Annotated in this window: 9 protein-coding genes and 1 pseudogene; 4 read left to right on the forward strand and 6 right to left on the reverse strand. The window is 53.1% G+C overall.

Annotated features, from left to right (window positions below; genetic code table 11):
• Window positions 1–121: 121 nt before the first annotated feature.
• Window positions 122–3,733 (forward strand): sugar-binding domain-containing protein, encoded by a 3,612-nt coding sequence (locus B5F34_RS01335; RefSeq protein WP_087334236.1) that lies wholly within the window; start codon window positions 122–124, stop codon window positions 3,731–3,733.
• 144 nt (window positions 3,734–3,877) lie between these two features.
• Here B5F34_RS01335 and B5F34_RS01340 read toward each other — a convergent pair whose 3' ends face one another.
• The 4 genes and pseudogenes from B5F34_RS01340 to rbr all read right to left on the reverse strand — a co-directional run bounded on the left by B5F34_RS01340 (window position 3,878) and on the right by rbr (window position 10,652).
• A complete protein-coding gene (locus B5F34_RS01340) occupies window positions 3,878–5,446 on the reverse strand; it encodes a sulfatase (protein ID WP_087334238.1) in 1,569 nt (522 codons plus the stop codon).
• A 142-nt stretch (window positions 5,447–5,588) separates the two neighbouring features.
• Window positions 5,589–7,142, reverse strand: a complete 1,554-nt coding sequence (locus B5F34_RS01345; RefSeq protein WP_087334240.1) for an arylsulfatase — start codon at window positions 7,140–7,142, stop codon at window positions 5,589–5,591.
• Between the two features lie 112 nt (window positions 7,143–7,254).
• A pseudogene (locus B5F34_RS01350) lies at window positions 7,255–9,705 on the reverse strand (glycoside hydrolase family 2 TIM barrel-domain containing protein); the annotation flags it as partial.
• A gap of 368 nt (window positions 9,706–10,073) precedes the next feature.
• Window positions 10,074–10,652, reverse strand: a complete 579-nt coding sequence (rbr, locus tag B5F34_RS01355; RefSeq protein WP_087334246.1) for a rubrerythrin — start codon at window positions 10,650–10,652, stop codon at window positions 10,074–10,076.
• Between the two features lie 478 nt (window positions 10,653–11,130).
• Here rbr and sulP point away from each other — a divergent pair, with 478 nt between their 5' ends.
• The 3 genes from sulP (at window position 11,131) to B5F34_RS01370 (ending at window position 15,522) form a co-directional block, all read left to right on the forward strand.
• Window positions 11,131–12,813, forward strand: coding sequence for a sulfate permease (gene sulP, locus B5F34_RS01360; RefSeq protein WP_087334248.1), 1,683 nt, complete (start codon window positions 11,131–11,133; stop codon window positions 12,811–12,813).
• Between the two features lie 305 nt (window positions 12,814–13,118).
• Window positions 13,119–14,048 carry a DNA/RNA non-specific endonuclease gene (locus tag B5F34_RS01365; RefSeq protein WP_087334250.1) on the forward strand — a complete coding sequence of 310 codons (930 nt, stop codon included), beginning with the start codon at window positions 13,119–13,121 and terminating at the stop codon, window positions 14,046–14,048.
• Between the two features lie 253 nt (window positions 14,049–14,301).
• Complete coding sequence (locus B5F34_RS01370) at window positions 14,302–15,522, forward strand: DUF4934 domain-containing protein (protein WP_087334253.1); 1,221 nt, start codon at window positions 14,302–14,304, stop codon at window positions 15,520–15,522.
• A 1,398-nt stretch (window positions 15,523–16,920) separates the two neighbouring features.
• Here B5F34_RS01370 and B5F34_RS01375 read toward each other — a convergent pair.
• Entirely contained in the window at window positions 16,921–18,111 is a 1,191-nt protein-coding gene (locus B5F34_RS01375) for a 6-bladed beta-propeller (RefSeq protein ID WP_087334255.1), read from the reverse strand.
• A 176-nt stretch (window positions 18,112–18,287) separates the two neighbouring features.
• On the reverse strand, window positions 18,288–19,103 hold an 816-nt coding region (locus B5F34_RS01380), incomplete at its 5' end, for a hypothetical protein (protein ID WP_204245561.1).

Consider the following 19,103-nt stretch of genomic DNA (forward strand, 5'->3'; position numbering starts at 1 on the left):
CACATAATCGGGAACAAACTTGAAAGAAAACACAACCAGAATGATGAGAAAAGCCTCAAAGCGGTTGTAGGAATAACAAAAGTTGTGTATCTTCGCCACATATTGTCGAACAATTCATCCCATGAAAATGAAAAAGAAAAAGAACGCATTTTTCCTTTGCTGCGGAATCGGGACCTTACTGGCTCTGACCGGATGTTCGGGTAACGGAAGCCCCCAGGAACAGACCGGACGCTCGGATTACTACACCCGCGGAATCGGTGTCTATCCGGGAAATCCCCAAGAAGACTTTTCGCCCGAACTGTTGCCCGGAGGCAACGAACACCGCAACATCGCACGCTTGCGTGCCACCCTGCAATCATCATCGTATGACTACAACCTGACTGCACAACTGGTGACGGACGGCATCGTAACTACAGAACAGCCGCTCTATCTGACCCTCTCTACACCGCAGGGTGAAGTGCCCAAGCGGGAAAAGGAATGGATGATAGACGGAGGACCTTATTCAAAAAATACTGTGGAGGGAGAAGATACCTACTTCCACTTCGCGCTGAACAATTATCAGAAAACCATCGGCAAAGCTGTCATCACAGGCATCGTGGCCTTCGACGACAAGGCAGCCAAAGACGGATATGAAATGACCTGGGAAGGCTCGAATGACGGAAAGCAATGGACTGTGCTCGCCACACATGCCGGCAAAGGGCTGCCCGGACAACCATCGTCGGGACGCATCGAGGTGAATGACCCCAACAAGCAGACAGGGCATATCTCCATGCCGGTGCGACGGCTGAAGGAAAGCTTCAGTTTCGACCGCCAGGAACCTTACGCCAACTACCGCATCCGCCTGAAGATGAAAGGCGCCCATTCGTGGATATTCAACGAAATCGAATTCAGCAACGACGAAGGCCCCGTCGACCTGAAACCTTCACAATTCTTCAACAGCACGTGGATGAGTGCCACCACGGGAACAGAATGGCTGTGTATCGACCTGGGCACACGCTCGGACTTCGACCAAATCTGCCTGCACTGGATTAACAAAGCCGTTGAAGGACGCATACAAACGTCGGACAATGCCTCGGAATGGCGAGACCTCGCCACACTGCCGGGCGGCGAAGCCCAGACGGACGTGATTGATGCCCAAGGAAAGGCCCGGTACGTGCGTATCCTGATGGAGAAACCCGCCAACAACCAACGATATGCCTTGAGCGAAGTGGAAGTCATGGGACGGGGAGGCATAGTGCCGCAACCTGCACCCATGCCTGCCGTAACCGACGGAAAGATGAATCTGGCAGGAGGCAACTGGCAGGTACAGCGTGCCTCCGAGGTGAAAGAAAGCGGAGAAACACTCTCTACTGCCGACTACCAGCCCGAACAGTGGGTAACGGCTACCGTACCCGGCACCGTACTGACCAGCTACATGCGCGCCGGCGCCCTGCCCGACATCAACTACGCCGACAACCAGCTGGTGGTTTCGGAGTCGTTCTTCAACTCCAACTTCTGGTACCGCAACGAGTTTGAAGTGCCGCAAGGCTTCAAGCGTGACTGCGTGATGCTGAACTTCGACGGCATCAACTGGAAAGCCAATATCTACCTCAACGGAAAGAAACTGGGACGAATGGAGGGAGCCTTCATCCGCGGACAGTTCAACGTGACAGACCTCCTGCAGGAAGGCACCAACGTACTGGCGGTGGAAATCATCAAAAACGAACACATCGGCGCCATCAAGGAAAAGAACAAACAGAGTACCGACTTCAACGGAGGAATACTGGGCGCAGACAATCCTACTTTCCATGCCACCATCGGCTGGGACTGGATTCCTACCATGCGCGGCCGCAACATCGGCATCTGGAATGATGTAACGCTGACCAGCACGGGGGCAGTCACCCTGCAAGATCCTTTCGTGCAGACAGCACTCGCCCTGCCCGACACCACACAGGCCACACTGACGCCGGAAATCATCGTCAAGAACCATGCCGGCAAACCCGTGGAAGGCGTACTGAGCGGAAAGGTGGGAGACATCACCTTTGAGCAGCCCGTCAAACTGGCTGCCAACGAAGAGAAAACCGTCGTGTTCGATGCCACCCAATTCCCGCAACTGAAGATGAAGAACCCGCGTCTGTGGTGGCCCAACGGCTATGGCACACCTCATTTATACGATGCCAACTTCACCTTCCGGCTAAACAACGAAATTTCTGACCAGAAAGACTTCAAGGTGGGCATCCGACAAATGGATTTCGATGAAAAGAACCATGTGCTGAACCTCTACATCAACGGCCGGCGCTTCATTGGCATGGGCGGTAACTGGGGCTTCAGCGAGTCGAACCTCAACTACCGCGGACGCGAATATGAAACGGCTGTGGCTTATCACGCTGCCATGAACTTCACCATGATGCGCAACTGGGTGGGCATGATTGGCGACGAGGAGCTGTATGACGCCTGCGACAAATACGGCATCATGGTATGGCAGGACTTCTGGCTGGCAAATCCCGCCGACGGTCCCGACCCGTATTATCCCGACATGTTCATCGCCAATGCCGAAGACTACGTGAAGCGCATCCGAAGCCACGCCTCCATCGGCTTGTATTGCGGACGCAACGAGGGTTATCCACCCGCACAAATAGACCAGGCATTGCGCCGCATCGTCAAGGCAGAGCATCCGGGCATCCACTACATCTCCAGCTCGGCAGACGACGTGGTGAGCGGACACGGACCCTACCGCATGCTGCCTGCCAAGACCTACTTCACGCTGGAAACCGGCAACGACAAATTCCACAGCGAGCGCGGCATGCCCAATGTGCTGACGTATGAAAGCTTCCTGCGCACCTACTCGCCCGAAGGCATCTGGCCGCAATCCAACGAATGGGGCATGCACGACTACACGCTGGAAGGCGCACAAGGTGCTACCTCGTTCAACGAAATCATTGCCAAAGGCTATGGCGAGCCGCAAAGCGCGAAAGAATTTACCGAACTGGCGCAGTGGGTGAACTACGACGGACACCGCAGCCTCTTCGAATCGCGCAGCAAACACCGCATGGGACTGTTGATGTGGATGAGCCACTCGTGCTGGCCGTCAATGGTATGGCAGACGTATGACTATTATTTCGAACCTACTGCTGCCTACTTTGCCATCAAGAAGGCGTGCGAACCGCTGCATATCCAATGGAATCCCGCCACGGACGAAGTGGAGGTAGTAAACTACCACGCTGGCAACCACACGGGCCTCACTGCACACGCCCAAGTGATGAACATGGATGCTTCGGTGGCCTGGGAACAGGAAACGGAGGTGAACAGCAACGAAGATACAACCGAAAAGTGCATCAAGCTGCAGTTCCCCGACAACCTGTCGAAGGTGCATTTCATCAAGCTGACGCTGAAAGAAGGCGACCGTATCGTCTCGGAGAACTTCTACCACCGCAGCAAGGAAGAGAACAACTACCAAGAACTGAAGCAGTTGGCCAAGGTGAAACTCCAACCGGACATGCAGTATGAGCAGGCTGCCGACGGCGAATGGCATGCGGTCATCAAGCTGGAGAACACCACCTCCACCCCTGCCCTGATGGTACGCCTGAACATCGTGGGCGACCAAGACGGCCTGCAGTTCCTGCCCATCTTCTACTCGGACAACTACTTTGCACTGATGCCCGGCGAGAAGAAAGAAGTGCGCGTACATTGGAAAGACGTAGATACGCGCGGCAACGCACCGGTGCTGAAAGTAACGGGATATAACGTGGAATAAACACTGCCGTTTCATTGAGCCGGGCAGGCAAGTCAGAGAAAAAACAATCCGCTCTGCATCCTGCAAAAAGGGGGCGCCGTTCAGTCCGGCACCCCCTTTTGATTCTCAGCAATCAGAAAAAGCAAACATGCTTTTCCTTACACGTCAAGGCTCCACACTTCCGTCGGGCCAAGAAATAAGCTCACCCGTCTGCTTGTAAGCCGGACGCTGGGCGTGGCAGTCTTTCAGAGCAGCAGTCAGCTCCCGTGCCAGGTCGTTCACCAGTTCGGGTTTCTGCTGTGCCAGGTCGTTCTGCTCGCCAATGTCTTCGCGGATGTTGTAAAGGCGGAGTTCGCGCGTCTGCCAGAAATAGATAAGATGCCAGTCACCCTTCATGATAGCCGAGTAAGCTCCATACCCTTCGGCACGGTCCTGGCTTTCGCCCCAGAGGTTGGGGAAGTGCCAGATGTTGGTGCGGTCGCGTTTCAGTGCAGGGTCTTTCAGCAGGTCGACAAAGCTCTTTCCGTCCACATGCTGCACGGTCTGGTAAGACGAAACACCTGCCATCTCAAGAATGCTGGGGAAGAAGTCTTCTATCATCACGCGGTTCTCGTTCACTGTTCCTCCCTTTGTCACTCCCGGCCAGGAGACAATCATCGGTTCATGCACTCCTCCTTCGTAGGACGAGCCCTTACCGGCACGTGCCGGCCAGTTCTGGTCGCGGTTCTGCCGTCCCTGTCGCGGACCTACGCCCTGGCCTCCATTGTCGGCCATGAAAAGCACGATGGTATTACGTGCCACGTCCGGACGCTCGGCCAGGAAGTCGAGGATGTCACCCAAGCTCTTGTCCATGCCTTCCACCAGAGCGGCATGGTTGATTTCGTTGTTGTCCAGGCGGGCATTGAGCTGCTCATCGTGCACACCCTGCCCGTCGGCATCCTGATAATTGCCCGTAAAGCGTTTATCCGGGTTATAAGGCACATGTATGGCATAGTGCGACATATAAAGATAGAAAGGCTGTCCCTTGGCCAAGGGCTTTTCGATGGCCTTCAGGGCTTCGATGGTAAGCGCTTCGGTAAGGAAGGTTCCCGTGTTGTAATATTTTTCCAGCCCAGCCACGTGGAAAGCGCCCGTGCCGTATTCGTTTTCTGCCAGATAGCTGCCCGGTGCGCCGTTGGCCGCGCCGCCGATGTTCACGTCAAAGCCAAAGTTCAGCGGTTCTTCGCCCGTCGTGCCCCGCGCGGCAAAGTGTGCCTTGCCGCAGTGTATGGTATAGTAACCATTGTCTTTCAGCAACTGAGGAAGTGAGGTAATGACAGCACTGTTTTTCCGGTCGCGTTCCGTGGCCAAGGCTTCGGGCTGTATGCCGTTGTAGTTCCAGTCCGGCAGTTGCAGGACATCGCTGGGCACATCGGTCTGCACGTCATATTCCAGTGTCCAGTTGGTTACCCGGTGCCGTGCAGCGTTCATGCCACTCATCAGGCTACAGCGCGAAGGAGAAGAAATGGCACAAGCGTATGCTTGTGTAAACTTCACTCCCATCTGGGCCAGACGTTCCATGTTCGGAGTACGGTATCGCCGGTTCAGCGGTGTTTCATCCTTATAAAACGGTACTGAAGTTTCCTGCCAACCCATATCGTCTACAAGAAACAGAATGATGTTGGGCTTCTCCTGAGCCAAAGCTCCACTACAGGCAGCGAATGCTGCCGCAGCAAACAATTGTCTTTTCTGCATAATAATATGTATTAGGTAATCATTTAGATTTAGTTTATATCAAACGCAGAGACACAAAACTCCGTAACTGTCTGTCGGAAAAAACAAAAACTCTGTGTTTCCATGCCTCTGTGTTTAGTATCATTTAATGGGGCACATTTACTTATGGTTTGAGATTCCTGTAATAATGAATGCGCTCCGTCCAGGGCTTATCTTCCAGGGGGAAGACGTGTGAGCGGTCCGCCCATTCGTTCCATCGGGCTTCGAGGTCTTTCACCTTGTCCGGCATCTTGCCTGCAACGTCATGCAGTTCGAAAGGATCGGTTGACAGGTCATGCAGTTCCCAAGGTTGGTTCTGACTGGCCCGTACCAGCTTCCAGTGTCCATCTATCACGGCGCACGACCCCTGATGTTCGAAGAAGAGCGTACGGTCTACCGGCTCCTTACCCTCTACAAAAGGCAACAGACTGATGCCCGGCAGCTGTGAAGCATCGCCCGGGTAAGACGCCTTCCCCAAGTCCATGCAGGTGGGCAGCACATCGGTGATATGGGCCACCTGACGGCAGATGCGTCCATCGGTATGCCGTCCGAGGTCGCTCCCCTTCGTCACGATGAAAGGCGTACTGATTCCTCCCTGGAAAGTCCATTGCTTATAGCTGCGGTAAGGCGTATTGCTCAAATCGGCCATGAGCCGTCCCAAGTACCCCCCTTCCAAGGTGGCGCCATTGTCGCTCAGAAAGAAGAAAACGGTCTGTTCCAGCATGCCCTTTGCACGCAAGGCCTCTATCAGTTGTCCGATGCCATCGTCCATTATCTCTATCATGGCAGCATAGGTAGCCATGTCATGCGTCCATTGACGGCGCTGTTCATCGGTCAGTTCTTCCCAACCCGGACGTTTGCCTCCGAACTCCGCCTGGAAAACGGGCAGTTCTTCCGTATCGGCAACCAGCCCCAATTGTTTCTGACGCTCGAAGCGCTGCCGGCGCAATTTATCGTATCCCACCTCATAGCGCGGCAGACAGGCCTCCACCCTATCGGCAGGCGCATGAAGAGGAAGATGCGGCGCATAATGCGCTACGTAGAGAAACAGCGGCTGGCTACCGTCGGGGTGGCGGTTAATGAATGCCACAGCCGAGTCGGTAATGGCGGTTGTGTAATAGTAATCGTCGGGAAATTCGGTAATGGGGGTCAGGTTCCGATAAACCGGTTTCGGCTTATAATAACTGCCTCCACCGCTCAGGCAACCGTAATACTGGTCAAAGCCCCGTTGGGTGGGATAGCTTCCGTCGGGCGTTCCGAAATGATCTTCCAAAGTCACATGCCATTTGCCACTCATGCAAGTACGGTATCCGGCGGCTTTCATTACCTCGGCAATGGTAGGCACGCTATCGGTTATCTCACCGCGATACCCGGGCCGATGTTCGTCTACCGCAGTCATCCACCCCATGTCTACCGTATGCTGATAGCGTCCGGTCAGCAAAGAGGCACGGCTGGGGCAACTGCGTCCTGCATTCTTGAACTGGCTGAAGCGCACCCCCGCCTCAGCCAGACTGTCGATGTGGGGGGTATGTATTTCGCTTCCGTAACAGCCAAGGTCAGAGAAACCCATATCATCGCACATTATCAGCACGATGTGGGGGGCACGCTCCTGTTGTGCCTGTACTTGCAGAATGCCGGCTCCCAACAGGAAAGAAAGAGTATGAAATTTGCGAAACATAAAAAATGCGGTTAAAAACTAAACAATACGACTATTGGACAGCGCCCCTTACCAGCGGCTGATCGGCAGGTTGGCTGATTAGGACAAGTTCAACCGACTCAGGCGTATGCTTGCCTTTCCAAGGCACGGAAGCACGGATTTTTATCTTACCGGGCTGCAACCCGGCACGCACCAATACAGGCGCCGTCCCCCAACGCACAGGAGCCGGATTGGTAAAGGTCGCCGAATCGGCCACCAGCGTAGCAGGCCCTTCTATCTCAAACTGCACCTCGCCATTGTTCAGGCGTTTGATACGGCCTTGTTCATCCGCTACGGCAGCCACTACCACCACCATGTCCGAACCGTCTGCCTTCAAAGGCACGCCTTCATCGTCTACCCAAAGCAGCAGTCTGGAAGGACGGCGGGCAGGAAAGACCTGGTGCGTAGCCACCACCTTACCCTCCATCATACCCTCAGCCAACAAGTAGGAATCGGCATGTTTTCCGGCACGGGCCAGCGCCTTGTCTTTCATCACATCAAACACTCCCTGGAACGTGATGACCGGAGAGGGCATGCCTGCCGTGTCTTTCTTCTGGTAGAGCCACGTCTTGCCGCCTTTGCAGTAAGTGAGACGCACCTCTTCGCAGTTGCTGTAGACTGTCACATCGCGGGGCGAAAACGGTGTCATGCTGTGGGCGATATAGACCATCGGTCCGCTGTCTGCCTTCAACTGTGGATTTGCCTGCGGCGGACGTTGTGCACAAAACATATAATATGCCAGTTTGGGCTGGCGGAAAGCATCCATGATACCTCCATAGAATGGGTCGGGATGATACCCGCGCTGGTGGTCAAACGAATGCCAGAGACAGCCTCCGACATGCTGCCGTGTAGTCCGGTACAGCATGTCATAGCACGTATGCTGATAATCTGGCCGGGCATATCCCTGTGCCTGCACCAACATGGGTATTTCCCCCCACGCACGGCTGGCACGGCTCGGCGAGTTGTGCGAAGACCAATCGTCGACATTGTCCCCCCATTCACGGGTGAAGTAGCTGAAGGAAGGGTCCATTTTGTCAACGCTGAACGGTCCTCCCTCTCCGTTAATCGGATGGGCAAACTGCACCGGGAAGAGTTCATGACCGCGCGCCGTCACATCGCAACCGGCATAACAGTAGGGATAGGGATATTCTTCACGCAAGATGTCTGTCACCCGGCGGGCAAAGTCTGCGGGATAATTTGTCTCGTTCAGGATAGGCTCCCACAGCCAGACGGAGGGATGGTTGCGGTCGCGGCGTACCATGTTGCGTATATCTTCATATACCCGTTGTGCAAAGACCGGCTCGTCGCTCCAGAACTGCCACCCCGGTGTATTGACTATGACAAACAGGCCCAGTTCGTCGCAGGCATCCATAAAAGCCGGGTCTTGCGGGTAATGGGCGTTGCGGATGACCCGCAAGCCGGCATCGCGCAATTTCTTTGCATCGCGCCAGTGCAGGCTGTTGGACAAAGCATTGCCTATCACGGCAAAGTCCTGGTGACGGTTGGCACCAATCAGCGGCTCAGGATAAGGTTTACCGTTCAGCCAGAAGCCTTCTTTCCCCTTAAACTCAATGCTGCGGATGCCTATGCGGCGCCGATAGCCATCTACGGTGTTTCCTGCCGCGTCTTTCACATACACATGCAGATTATACAAATAAGGGGTATCCGGCGACCACAGATGCGGTTGTTCCACTTCCAGCCGGCCCGATACCTGCCGCGCCTTGCCCCGGGGCACTGCCAGTTTTTTCCGTACCGAAACCACCCGGCGCCCTTCGCTGTCGTACAGTTCGCCGACAACAGTACCGGCAAAGGCCTGCCCCGACAAATTACGCACTTGTACATCCATCCTTACCTCTGCCTTCTCATCTGATACTTGCCCAAATGATACAAACAGGCCTCCTCCTGCCGTTTCATTCTCGTAATTGGGGTCGGTGATGAACACCGAAGCGTGAACCACCAGCCAGCAATCCCGATAAATACCGCCGCAATAAGTAAAATCCAGGTCGCCTTGGGGCTTGCCGGGCGGATAAGTGGGATCGTCGCTGTTGTCTGCCCATACGGCTATGACATTATCGCGTCCGTATTCCACATAATCGGTCACGTCGGCAATCGCCGGCAGAAAGCCGCCATAATGCTCCTCTACCAGGTGTCCGTTGACCCATACCTTCGACTTGCCCATGATGCCTTCAAAATGCAGGAACAAGCGTTGCCCGCGCCACGCCTCATCGGGTGTAAAGTGCTTTCTGTACCAAGCTTCGCCCTGGTAATTGATACAACCGCTCGCCTCGACAGGCAATAACTCCAGTCCGTCGGGCAGGGAGACAAGAGACCAGCCGCTGTCATCCAAATCCGGCTGTTCGGCACCTGCGAAGCTGCCTTTATAAAACCGCCAGTCAGGATTCATGCTGTAAACACTGCGCCCGGTCTGGGGCAATACATAAAATCCGGCAGTGGAAAACTCTGGACCGCTACCGGACCAAACCGATAGTGGAAGAAGGAATGCCAACAAGACTGCCAGCCAACATTTACACCGATAAGTACGCATAAATACAACCATTAATTTTAGCAGCCTGAACTGCCATGAATAACATGAATAAAAAACACCGCACACATGGGCTGCAAACTCTCAGTCACAGGTAATAAATCGCCGGTTAACCAGTCATGCGTGCCATACCCGACAAAGATACGACAAAAAAATGAAATATGCCCCACCTTTTCCAGACAAAAGGGGGCATGACCAGGCAGAAACAGATAAAAAGCACGAAAACCGGCGTACAGGAAACCACCCGGCCCGAAGCTTACACAGACAGAAAGCCGGGTCCGGACAAACAGAGAGGGAGTACCGGAATGTGCTTTCCTGCGCCGGAAAGCACTTGATTCCGATACTCCCTCCCGCCTTTTCCGGCAACCGGGTTACCAGTTTTCCTTCTTCACCTCAAAGTAGGCCTGCGGGTGGAGACATGCCGGGCAAACCTGCGGAGCTTCCTTGCCCACATAGATATAGCCGCAGTTACGGCACTGCCATACCACTTCCTCTTCCTTGGCAAATACGCCCGAAGTCTCGATGTTCTTCACGAAAGCGAGGTAGCGCTCCTCGTGTCCCTTTTCGGCGACGGCGATGTTGCGGTACATCAGCGCTATTTCGGGGAAGCCTTCCTCATCGGCCACGTCGGCAAAGTGCGGATAGTCCTTGGTCCATTCTTCGTTCTCGCCGGCGGCAGCGGCGCGCAGGTTCTCCAGCGTATTGCCGATGACGCCTGCCGGATAGCTTGCCGTAATCTCTACCATGCCGCCTTCCAGCCATTTGAACATGCGTTTGGCGTGTTCTTTTTCCTGGTCGGCCGTCTCCTGGAAGATGGCGGCTATCTGCTCATAACCTTCTTTCTTGGCTGCGCTGGCAAAATATGTATAACGCATACGTGCCTGTGATTCACCGGCAAACGAAGTCAGCAGGTTTTTCTCTGTCTGGGTTCCTTTGATGCTTTTTCCCATAATCAATCTGTAGTTTAAAAGTAAATGAATATTAGTTTGGTTGAATCTCTGTTTTTTCTCCTTAATTTTTCAGGTCACTTCTGGTATAACAAAAAACACATTCATTATGTTCAATGGTAAACTTACATTTATACTATAATGGAGAATGAGGTGTCTGTCATGGCGAGCGAAGTCGAGCCATCTCACTAAATCTACAAGAACGTGTCTTGAGATCCCTCGACTGCGCTCGGAATGACAGAATGGATGACAGAATGATAATGTCGGAAGAGTTCTCGGACAATCCCCCCGTCTTTTTTCCGACAGAAAGTGACGGAACTTTGTGTCTTTGTGTCTCTGTGTTTGATACGAACTAAAGCCTGATTGAGTGCCTGTTCTTCAAAAAAGACGGAGACTTAGTCGTTTTTTGCTTCTTTTTATCTAATTTTGCGGCCTCATTCTGAACAACAGACGCACTAATCAAGGATAACAGACATAAACAATGAAAACCATTCATTTCCAACCCAAGCTCTTCGACACACTGAAGCATTACAGCAAACCGCAGTTCATGTCCGACCTCCTGGCAGGCATCATCGTGGGCATCGTGGCCCTTCCGTTGGCCATTGCCTTTGGCATCGCCTCCGGAGTGTCTCCGGAGAAAGGCATCATCACAGCCATCATTGCCGGCTTCCTCATCTCGCTGTTAGGAGGCAGCCGCGTGCAGATAGGCGGACCGACGGGGGCGTTTATCGTCATCGTCTACGGTGTCATCCAGCAATACGGTGAGGCAGGACTGATAGCTGCCACGCTCATGGCGGGTGTCATTCTCATCCTGCTGGGCGTGTTCAAGCTGGGAGCTGTCATCAAGTTCATTCCCTACCCCATCATCGTGGGCTTTACGAGCGGCATTGCCGTCACCATCTTCACCACGCAGGTGGCCGACATCTTCGGACTGAAGTTCGGCGGAGAGACGGTGCCGGGCGACTTCGTAGGCAAGTGGATGCTCTACTTCAGGCATTTCGACACGGTGAACTGGTGGAATACGCTGGTCAGTCTGGCCAGTATCGGACTCATCATCCTGACCCCCAAGTTTTCCAAAAAGATACCCGGCTCGCTGGTGGCCATCGTAGTGGTGACTGTCGGCGTGTGGGCGCTGAAGACCTACGGAGGCATCACGGGCATCGACACCATCGGCGACCGTTTCAGCATCCAGGCCCAACTGCCCGGTGCCGCCATCCCCACCCTGGACTGGGAGGCGGTAAAGAACCTTTTCCCCGTGGCACTGACCATCGCCGTGCTGGGCGCCATCGAATCGTTGCTTTCGGCCACCGTTGCCGACGGCGTTGTCGGCGACCGCCACGACTCGAACACCGAGCTTATCGCCCAGGGAGCAGCCAACATCGTGGCTCCGCTCTTCGGTGGCATCCCCGCCACGGGAGCCATTGCCCGCACCATGACCAACATCAACAACGGTGGACGGACACCGGTGGCAGGCATCATACATGCCGTGGTGCTGCTGCTCATCCTGCTGCTGCTCATGCCGCTGGCGCAATACATCCCCATGGGCTGCCTGGCGGGCGTGCTGGCCGTGGTGTCCTACAACATGAGCGGATGGCGCACGTTTAGGGCACTGCTGCGCAACCCCAAGGCCGATGTCACCGTACTGCTCATCACATTCTTCCTCACCGTGGTGTTCGACCTGACCGTGGCCATCGAGGCGGGACTGGTCATTGCCTGCGTGCTCTTCATGCACCGTGTGATGGAAACCACGGAGATTTCGGTCATCAAAGACGAGATTGACCCCAACAAGGATACCGGCGCCGACACGCACGAAGAACATATCAGCATCCCGCAGGGCGTAGAGGTGTACGAAATCAACGGGCCCTACTTCTTCGGCATCGCTACCAAGTTCGAGGAGGTCATGGCACGGCTGGGCGACCGACCCAAGGTGCGTGTCATCCGCATGCGCAAGGTGCCCTTCATCGACTCGACGGGCATCCACAACTTAGAAAACCTCTGCCTGATGTCGCAGAAGGAGAAGATAACCGTCGTGCTCAGCGGTGTCAACGACAAGGTGCACCAGGCTTTGCAGAAATCGGGCTTCTACGAGCTGCTGGGCAAGGAGAACATCTGTCCCAACATCAACGTGGCACTGGAAAGGGCTTCGGCATTGCTGAACCGGTAAGCGCCGGACTATGTTTCTCACTGATACAGGGGGGGGAGTCCGCGGATTCGCCGCAACCGAAAGAAGGGAAATTTACTCCGTGTCTCCGTGCCTCTGTCTTTTAATTAGTTTATATCAAACACAGAGACACAGAGACACAAAGTTCTGTAACTGTCTGTCGGTAAAATGACGGGAGAGCACAGAGTCCGCGGCTTCGCCGCAACCGAGAGAAAGAAAATTAACTCTGTGAGCTATGGACAAGAAAACAAAAACTCTGTGTCTCTGTGCCTCTGTGTTTAGTATCATTTAATCAGATACATTTACTTATGACCAGAAAGAAAAGAACCGCTTCCAAAAAGAAAAGTCCGCGGGGGCTGATTTACACGCTCCTGTTAGTCTGCGCCGTCTGCTTAGGCTATGAGCCGCTGATACGCGCCCTGCACCTCGACCCCGCAGAAGGACTGCCTGCCCTTGTGGGGGAATGGCAAAAACGCCTGCAGTTGCCGGATGCCGCCCCGTCTTCGGGCAACCCCGCCTCTCCCCTGCCGGACGACGTGCTGCTGCCCGCCCCGTTGGAGGGAACGCCGGAGAAGATTCTGGTGCGGCGCGGATATACCGTGTCCTACAACCTGCACCACAACCTGCCCAACTGGGTGGCCTGGGAACTGACAACCGACAAGCTCGTCGAGCGGGAGAGCCGCACGGACAAGTTCCTGCCCGACCCCGACCTGCCCGCCGACGTGGCCGTGACCACCGACGACTACAAACGTTCGGGCTGGGACCGCGGACACATGTGTCCTGCCGCCGACAACCGCTGGCACTGGCGCGCCATGCAGGAGAGTTTCTACATGACCAACATCTGTCCGCAACACCACAACCTGAACCGGGGCGACTGGAAGGAACTGGAAGATGCGTGCCGCGAATGGGCACAAAAGGAGGGAAAGATATACATCGTGTGCGGACCCATCCTGTACAGGCAGAAACACAGGACCATCGGACACGAACACCGCATCACCGTGCCCGAAGCTTTCTTCAAGGTCATACTCGCTCCCGACAGCCGCCCGCCGCGCGCCATCGGATTCATCTTCAAGAACACGTCCGGCAACCATCCGTTAGACAGCTACGTCAACTCGGTGGACCAGGTGGAGCGCATCACGGGCATCGACTTCTTCCCGGCCCTGCCGGACGACCTGGAGGAGCAGGTAGAAGCAGACTATGACCTGAGCTTGTGGAACAGTCCTTCACTTTCATATTAAACACAGAGACACAAAGTCCTGTAACTGTCTGTCGGTAAAAATGACGGGAGGGCACAGAGTCCGCGGCTCTGCCGCATACGAGAGAAAGGGAACTAACTCTGTGGGCCGTGGACAAGAAAACCAAAACTCTGTGTCTCCGTGCCTCTGTGTTCGATTCCTTTGCCATAAAAAGACACAGCATTTTGACGTTTACACGGAAATCCTTACTTTTGCGCATAAAAGGACTTCCGTCCACCATAAACAACAATGAATCATGAAGAGACATCTTATTATCTGTACCGCCCTGCTTCTCATACTGCTCACCGCATGCAGCAGACAGCCCGGGAAAACAGCCGCCCAAGACCTGACCGTCATCGACCTGGAAACTGCCCTGAAGAACCCGCAGGGAGAAATGAAACTGTCCGACCTTTACACTTCGGTGCGCTATGTGCCGCTGGAGACGAATGATTCCTGCTTGGTAGGCGATTATCCTTCCGTGCGGGAAGCCGGCGACAGGCTCCTCATTCTTTCGTCTGCCCCTACGAACCCGTGGCTTAGTTTCGACCGGCAGACCGGACAGTTCATAGCAACCGTCGGCCATACCGGGCAGGACCCCGAAGCCTGTACGGGCTACGCCGGCTACCATGCAAACAACGGACTGCTTTATTTCTCCCGCGAACCGGACGGACTGCAAAAATATGACACCGAAGGCGGCTACCACGGCCTTATCAAGCTGCCCACCACTTTCCCCATGCCCTCCCAATGGGCCTTTGCCGACTCGCTCATCGTGGGATGCCAGAGCAACCGCTGGCCCACAGTCTCGGAGTGCGCCCTACTTTCTTTCACCCCGGACGGGCAACTGAAAGACAGCATCTCCGACTCTTACGCCGTGGCCGGATACGACAGCATCAAAGCCCCCAACGGACGCATCAGCCTGAAACAGCTGGCAGGAAACGTGCAGATGGCCCTGACTACCTTCGGCGGAGAGGTGGCCTGGAACACCATAAACGGAGGCAGTGTTTATGCTTACGGAAACGAAGTGAAATACTACGGTGACTTCTCGGACACGGTGTATGTGCTGAAAGACGGCCGTCTGCAACCCTCCATCGCCTTCCACACCGAAAGCTACCACTTCCCCGCCGAGGGACGCACACGAACCACGGGCTATCGCGACAAGGTGGTCATCACCCAAGTGACGGAAACGCCGCAATCCATCCGGTTCTATTGCTCGCGGGCCATCTACAGCGAAAAGCCGGAAAACTACTACGGCATCTATAACCGGAACACGGGCCGGCTCTGCCTGCTGACCATAGGCAACGAAATAGAAGACGACCTTGCCGGCTTCCTGCCCTACAAAGGCAACCTTATCGGGGCATACGAGGCAGTGGCCTGGCTGGAAGAACACCCCGAAGCCAAAGACAACCCTGCCCTGGCGCCTTTGCTGCAACTGAAGGAAGAAGACAATCCGGTGGTCGTGGTGGGGCAGCAGGACTGATAACTTGCCCGGCCGGGCGGAATGTAAGCAGTCAATCATACTTTGCGCGGGTTAGCATTGCGCATATCGCCACACTGCTTGCGCTGACAATCTCATAGAGGGTGAACCTCGCATGTCAGACTCTTGCTTGCTTCGCACACCCGGCAACCTCGAAGAGGTTGAACGATACTTAACCGCCGGTGGCTCCCCGAAGGGGAACACCTGCGGATTATCTCATCCTCCTCCCTTCCATCGACCCCGAAGGGGTCGAACCACGTTTATTCTGCCCAAAAGAACCGTTTATCCATCCCATTCTTACGAACGAGCCTGAGCAACTGTAGATAGCGAACAGGCTATATAAATAGATGAATCGGGAATAAGTCTGTCAGAAGGATGTGGCCGGACATGTGTGGTTCGACCCCTCCGAGGTCGATGTGAGAGAGCGAGGATAGATCCGCAGGTGTTCCCCTTCGGGGAGCCACCGGCGGTTAAGCATCGTTCAACCTCTTTGAGGTTGCCGGCGAAGCTGCGGACTCTGTGCCCTCCCGTTATTTTTTCCGACAGACAGTTACAGAACTTTGTATCTCTGTGTTTGATATAAACTAATTCTGATTGATTACTTACTTGCTTTGTTTTTTATCATGCAAAACCTGCCTGCTTACAATTTTTCAGTGAAACCGGATTCTGCTCCCGAATATAAATGAAAATATAAATGAATATCGGGCATGTTTCACAGCATCTTACTGATATACAACAGCTTGACAAATCGTAAGCTGCCATTTTTTATAAATGAAAAATGAGGTGCAAAACAGGTGCATGATACATAAAAATCCTCCTGCACAAAGTTTGGCACCAAACTGCTTTCACGCCTTCACGCCTTTGCAAATCACTGTGAGTGAATGAAATGCTGTGAAACATACATCCTTCACGGTGCTTTCACGGGCAGATTGCCACAGATTGAACGGATTCTTGCCTGATTTTCTTCCTATCGTTTTGAAAGCATATTGCTCAGCGCTTGGAAACACAGGACTCAGCGCTTAGCCATACGGTTCTTATAGCTTAGAGCCGATGAAAGGACTGTGAAAGCTGTGTGAAGGATGTATGTTTCACAATATTCCACTGATTTACATCGGTTTGTACGACGGTGAAGGCGTGAAGGCAGTTTGGAGTATTCATCTATTGTGTGCAGCCATCTGTCCTATCCGCGTCATCCACTTCGACCCAAGGAGGCCATTCAACGCTTCTAAAATGCAAAGTTAGCTTGCTAAAATGCAGGTTTAGCTCGCTAAAGTGGCACTTTAGCAAGCTCAAATGCAGAGTTAGCAGCTTCGTCGCACACGAGAGGACGATAAACGATCTGTGAGTCGTAGACAAGAAAGCAAAAACTTTGTGTCTCCGTGTCTCTGTGTGCCATATAGCCTATTCCTTGAATTTAACCAGCACCAGCACCGGATTGTCTTCCACATCCAGCTTCTCGGCCACTTCTTTCAGCTTGCCCTTCAACTCGCCCTTTTCCAGCTTTTCCAACAAATAACTGGCACCATATTGAAAAACTACTGTATGAGCCGGGAACACTCCCCCTCCACAACTGGGCGAAACTCCCCTGACAGAAACAACTTCCAATGCCGATACGCCATCGCGATCATACAGTATAACCTGTTCAATCTTATCATTTTCCCTATCATACAAGTAATATTTGGGAGTATAGGAAATTAGCTTATCAACAGCATGCAACAAAAGATACTTGTCTGTCATCATACACACTTCGGTCATAAACTTATTGCCTTTGGAGGTTGTTCTGTTCTCTTTAGCAGCAATGGGAACTAAATGTGTGTCTTTTAAGGAATAAATGGTATCCAAACCGAAATCAGCCACAAACAGTTGTTCCCCGCATTGAGTAATCGGCCAAACCGGAAAACTGATATTCGTAACACTGGTAAAGGTTTCACTTATTTCCTTCGAATAATACAAATTATTGCGAAAACGGTCTTCCACATGAAGCCTCAAAGGCTGCAGCTCTCCGGTTTTCTTTGACATCAAATAATAGGGGTCATGGCTGGGATCTCTATCATCCCAGTCTACCCCCCGCACGTCTTCCACAAACAAATAGTCTTTGTTGTAATTCACAATCTCAATAGATATTTCTTGGGGAACAGTCCACCGACGTTTGTATTCTCCGTCAAATGTATAAACCTTTATATAGCCCGGAAGTCCGTGTCTTTGTTCATACACATAAATTTCTTCTAAATCAAAATCCACGGTCTGCCCCCAAATGTTGACATATTCCGTACCACTTTGTCCTTTCCGCGAAAAAGAACCTAAATATTTTCCTGAATGGTCAAAAAACATATAGCCCGCATTCAGTGGATCGAAAATAATGATTTTATCATCTGAAACAAACTTATAAGCAAGGGTCTTAATCAAGGAAGAATCGGTAGTTTCCAAGGGTATGTATTCCACATCGGCCACATCCTGATAGGCAAGTTCCCGCTGAGGATATTCTTTCTGCAAATCGAACGTAGGAATGTTGCCAGTCTTTTGTGTTTCCTTACAGGAGGCAAAAAACAAACAGCCTGCCAACAGCCAAAGATAACGAGATAATCTATTCATGATATTACATTATAAAAATTAAGAATCAAGGAAATACGACTACTACTATGTTTTTCCTCAAAGATAAGGACATCGGCCAAACCACGCAAGAAACAAAAACAAAAATGACTATTCAAAGTTGTATTCACCCAATGCGGATAGTATTCAGAATAGTATTCAAATTCATCCTAAATATCTTATAATGAGCAGATAAAATCATCCCAACCCTTGGGTGTCTTGAGATTGTCCAACAAGCGTTCGGCCAGCCTCCGGCGCATCGTGGTAATGGTTTGAACAGGACGGCCCAGCAGCACTCCGATTTGCGATGGAGTAAAACCGACTCTCAGCAGAAGGCAAAGCAAGCGCTCGGACGACTTCCAGGAATAGGGCAATCCTTCCAGCTTGGGCAGAAAATCAGCGTCGAATGTCCGGATGACACGCTCCAATTCCCGCCATTCTTTGGCTGTTACATCCGCTTTCCCCTGAACAGAGGAAGCCTTTTCCTCCAATAACCGATAAATGTCCGTATTCTGTATCTGTGTGCGCTGCTCTTTTCGCAGCCTGAAGGATGCATCGGTGCTCTGACGCATGTCCTGAAGCTGTTTCTGATACTCCGCTGCCGCCTCCCGGCTCTTCTGACGCTCCTGGGCAAGTTCGGTTTCCAGACCATGAATTTCCTGCCTGTTCAACCGGCTGTCGGCCTCTGCCTGCTCTTTCTGACGTGTCAGACGGTCCAGACGGGCAGCCAGAATTTTACGGTTCCGCCACTGGTATTGCCGGTAAACCAAGAAAGCGGACAACGCGACAACCAAGCAGCACGACACGAACAGCAGATTCCGGGTCTGTGAGGCGTAGGCCTTCTGAAGGCTGGCATTTTCGCGCTCACGCAACTGATAATTGTAAAGCGCATTCATTCTTCTGATACTTTCCGAGTCAGAGACAAGGGAAAGTGAATCGGTCAAATTCACATACTTACGGAACAGCGCAAGCGCAGCGGCGGGATCTCCCCTTTC

This window comes from Mediterranea sp. An20 (assembly GCF_002160055.1).
GTDB lineage: Bacteria > Bacteroidota > Bacteroidia > Bacteroidales > Bacteroidaceae > Bacteroides > Bacteroides avicola.

Coding starts and splice junctions, on each gene's coding strand:
- B5F34_RS01340 (WP_087334238.1), bottom strand. CDS start 5,446: ATGCAGAAAAGACAATTGTTTGCTGCGGCAGCATTCGCTGCCTGTAGT.
- rbr (WP_087334246.1), bottom strand. CDS start 10,652: ATGGGAAAAAGCATCAAAGGAACCCAGACAGAGAAAAACCTGCTGACT.
- B5F34_RS01335 (WP_087334236.1), top strand. CDS start 122: ATGAAAATGAAAAAGAAAAAGAACGCATTTTTCCTTTGCTGCGGAATC.
- B5F34_RS01370 (WP_087334253.1), top strand. CDS start 14,302: ATGAAGAGACATCTTATTATCTGTACCGCCCTGCTTCTCATACTGCTC.
- B5F34_RS01345 (WP_087334240.1), bottom strand. CDS start 7,142: ATGTTTCGCAAATTTCATACTCTTTCTTTCCTGTTGGGAGCCGGCATT.
- B5F34_RS01375 (WP_087334255.1), bottom strand. CDS start 18,111: ATGAATAGATTATCTCGTTATCTTTGGCTGTTGGCAGGCTGTTTGTTT.
- sulP (WP_087334248.1), top strand. CDS start 11,131: ATGAAAACCATTCATTTCCAACCCAAGCTCTTCGACACACTGAAGCAT.
- B5F34_RS01365 (WP_087334250.1), top strand. CDS start 13,119: ATGACCAGAAAGAAAAGAACCGCTTCCAAAAAGAAAAGTCCGCGGGGG.